The 3,573-nt window shown below is 63.8% G+C and carries 3 protein-coding genes; all 3 read left to right on the top strand.

Going from position 1 to position 3,573, the window contains the following annotated elements:
• Positions 1 to 247: 247 nt before the first annotated feature.
• On the top strand, positions 248 to 1,666 hold the full coding sequence (locus AHiyo1_RS00260) for an extracellular solute-binding protein (RefSeq protein ID WP_059387228.1): 1,419 nt from the start codon (positions 248 to 250) through the stop codon (positions 1,664 to 1,666).
• Positions 1,663 to 2,631: a carbohydrate ABC transporter permease gene (locus tag AHiyo1_RS00265; RefSeq protein ID WP_059387229.1), complete on the top strand. Its 969-nt coding sequence runs from the start codon at positions 1,663 to 1,665 to the stop codon at positions 2,629 to 2,631. The genes AHiyo1_RS00260 and AHiyo1_RS00265 overlap by 4 nt, the downstream gene beginning before the upstream one ends.
• 92 nt (positions 2,632 to 2,723) lie before the next feature.
• Positions 2,724 to 3,527 carry a carbohydrate ABC transporter permease gene (locus AHiyo1_RS00270; protein ID WP_253257148.1) on the top strand — a complete coding sequence of 268 codons (804 nt, stop codon included), beginning with the start codon at positions 2,724 to 2,726 and terminating at the stop codon, positions 3,525 to 3,527.
• Positions 3,528 to 3,573: the final 46 nt, after the last annotated feature.

Below are 3,573 nucleotides of genomic sequence, written 5' to 3' on the forward strand. Positions count from 1 at the left end.
CTCGGATATCGCGGGTTGGGGGTGGACGCTAGCTCGGATATGGGGGGTTGTGGGCCTGGGGTTGGGCGCGGTTGGTGAGCGAGGGTTTGCCGGTTTGGCCTTGTATCCGAGCGAGCGTCCGGGAAAAAGGGCACATAGGTGAGCGGGCGTCGGGGACGGGTGAGGGAGCCGTAACACGAATGTGACGCTTGACACGTGTTAGGTGATGGATTTACGCTACCTAACACGTGTTAGGAAGGAATTGGACATGGCAGGAAGCAATGGGAAGTTGCGTGAGATCTCACGCAGGACGGCCCTTGGTGCCTTGGGTGCGGGAATTGTCGGAGCAACAGTGGCGTCGTGGCCGCGGTTGACCGGCATGGACATCCCGGGCCGCGGGGACAACAGCCTTAGCATCGCCATCTTGGGAACCGCAGCGGACGCAGCCGCCCGCCAGCGGGTCATCGATGCGTTCGCGAAAGTGCACCCGGAAATCAAGGTGAAGGTCCAGGCCATCCAGGCCGCGGACTGGAAGGACTTCTTCACCAAGATCCTCACCATGGTGGCAGCAGGAACGCCACCGGATGTGGTCTACGTGGCCACGGAAGGTGCCCAGCTCTTCGCCGAGAAACTGGCGCACCCCTTGGACGAGTACCTTCGCCGCGACGCCGCGGACATGAAGGAGTACTTCGCGGACGTCCACCCGAGCCTCGTGGAGGCGTTCATGTACAAGGGCAGCCTGTTCCAGCTTCCCATCGACTGGAACGCCGCCAACATGTACTACAACACCTCGGCGCTCCAGCAAGCCGGACTCGAACGTCCTGCGGATAACTGGACCCAGGTGGATTTCCGGAGCACTTTGGCTTCGATGCGCAAAGCGAGGCCGCAGGACTTCACTCCGTACTACTGGACCAACAGGCTCTTCGGTGGCGTGGTGCCCTGGCTCTATGCCAACGACACCAGCTTCCTCAAGGAATCCAAGTCCACCGGCGGCGAATGGCTCTGGGACAGCTTCTACGCCCAGGATCCGTCACGCGGGCTGCGCTCCGGCGGCTACCAGTGGCTTGAGCCCAACGCGGATGACCCGCGGGTGTACGAATCGTTCGACTACCTCCGCGGCCTCGTCAAGGATGGCCTCGGCGTTCGTCCCGAGGAGGGTGGCGGAAATTCACTCGTCGGGCTGTTCGCCTCCAACAGGATCGGCATGACCCCGGCCGGCGGCTACTGGGTGGAAGGCCTCCACGAAGCCGGAATGAAGGAAGACGGCTTCGACGTCCAGTTCTTCCCGCGGTGGCGCACCCAGCGGCACCAGTTCGGCACTGCCGGCTACGCCATCATGAAGACCGCCAAGGACAAGGACGCGGCGTGGGAGTGGCTCAAGTTCGCTTCCAGCCTGGAAGCCATGCGCTTGGTCTTCCCGACGCCGAACACCACCCCGGCGCGCCGTTCCATGGTCAACGAGCAGTTGTACGCCGGACGCGGACCCAAGCACTGGAAAGTCTTCTACGACACCCTCGACAAATTCCCCACCACAGGTCCCATTCCGGCACCGCCCCAGCAGGCCGCCGTCGAGACCGCCCTGATGAAAAACGTATCCCTGGCCGTCAGCGGTGATGAGAACCAGCTCAAGCAGGCCCTCGCCTCCATGCAACGCGACCTTGAGATCGCCTTGAGGAGGCAGGCATGAGCACGGCAACAACGGGCACGTCCACCAAACGCCGCAACGGCGCGGGGCCCAAGCGCCGCAACGGCGCCGGAACCGGGGGCGACACAACCGGAAGACAGCGTCAGCGCTGGCTGCCCTGGGCGTTCCTCGCTCCCACCATCCTTGGCATGGGGCTGTTCACGCTCGTGCCGATCGTTGCATCGGTGGTCCTCGCCTTCTTCCGCTGGGACATTATTTCGGCGCCAAGTTTCGTCGGGTTCGACAACTTCGCCGAAGTGGTCCAGGACCCCACGGTGCGTGTTTCGTTCCTGAACACGATCCTGTTCGTGGTGGTCGCCGTCGCGCTTCAGCTCGGCCTCGCGCTAGCACTGGCGATCATGGTGCAGGAGAAGCTCCCGGCCTGGCTTCGTGTCTTCTTCCGCAGCGCCTTCTTCTTCCCGCTGATCCTGTCCGCGGCGTCGGTGTCCATCTTCATGCGCTACCTGTTCAACGAACAATTCGGCGTGGTCAACTGGCTCTTGTCCTTCGTCGGCATCCCCGCCGTCCCGTGGCTGACCACGCCGGCCGGTTCTGCCGCCGTCGTGATCCTCGTGTACGTGTGGCAGAACTTCGGGTTCTCGTTCCTGTTGTTCATCGGCGGACTGGCGTCCATCCCCACCGAAACGTACGAGGCTGCGTCGATCGACGGCGCCACGGGCTGGCGCAAGCACCTTCACGTGACGCTGCCGCTCCTGAGCCCCACCACCTTGGTGGCGTCCGTCATGGCGATCATCAACGCCCTGCAAGTGTTCGACCAGCCCTACGTCCTCACCCGCGGCGGCCCAGGCGACGCCACGCGCACCGCAGTGATGGTGATCTTCGAGTCCGCGTTCCAGCGCCTCGAGTTCGGCCAGGCCTCGGCGATCGGCGTCATCCTCACGCTGATCATCATGGCCATTACCGCCGCCCAGTTCCGGCTCAGCAAACGATTCGTCTTCTACCAGTAAGGCCCGCCATGACTACAACCTCAACCCAGCGCGCCGCCGTCGATCGCTTGGCTCCCCAGCGGCTCGCGCCGCGAAAGAAGCGGAACTGGAGCATGGCGGGACGAATCGTGCTGCTCCTGATCGCGTCCGTTTTCATCCTCGGTCCGGTGCTGTGGACCCTGTCCACCTCGCTGCGGCCACCGGCGGAATCGTTCCAACTGCCGCCGTCGTTCCTTCCCCTCAACCCCGATTTCTCGTCGTACGACCAGGTCTTCAAGCAGCTCAACATCATGCTTCTGGTCCTCAACAGCGCCCTCGTGACGGGACTGATCGCCGTCGGGCAGATGTTCACGGCGGCGCTCGCCGGTTACGCGTTCGCGAACCTCAAGTTCCGCGGCCGCGGGGCACTGTTCTCGATTGTGCTGGCCACCATGATGGTCCCGGCGCAGGTGACGATCGTGCCGGTCTTCATGCTGATCCGCGGCATCGGTCTGTCCGACACGCTCCTCGCACTGATCCTTCCGGCGATCCCGACGGCGTTCGGCACCTTCCTGATGCGGCAGTACTTCCTGGGGCTCCCGGCCGATTTGGGCGAGGCCGCCGCGATCGACGGAGCCTCGCCGTGGCGCACGTTCCGTTCCGTGTATGCGCCGCTGGCGATGCCGGGCATGGCGATCGTGGGCATCCTGGCCTTCAATTACCACTGGAACGAGTTCTTCCGCCCGCTCATCCTGACCATCTCCGAGCAAAACTTCACGCTCCCGCTGGGCCTGGTGTCGCTGCAGGGCAACCTGGGCACGGGCAGCATCTCCGTGGTGCTGGCAGGCGTGATCCTCTCCATGATTCCCGCCCTGGTGGTGTTCATGTTCGGCCAACGCGCCCTGCGTGACGGACTCACCGCCGGCACCGGCAAATAGCCTCTACTTCCCTGAAAGGACTTCGATGACGGACCTCATTTCGTCC

Origin of the sequence: Arthrobacter sp. Hiyo1 (assembly GCF_001263615.2) — a bacterium.
In the GTDB taxonomy this organism is placed as follows: Bacteria; Actinomycetota; Actinomycetes; order Actinomycetales; family Micrococcaceae; genus Arthrobacter.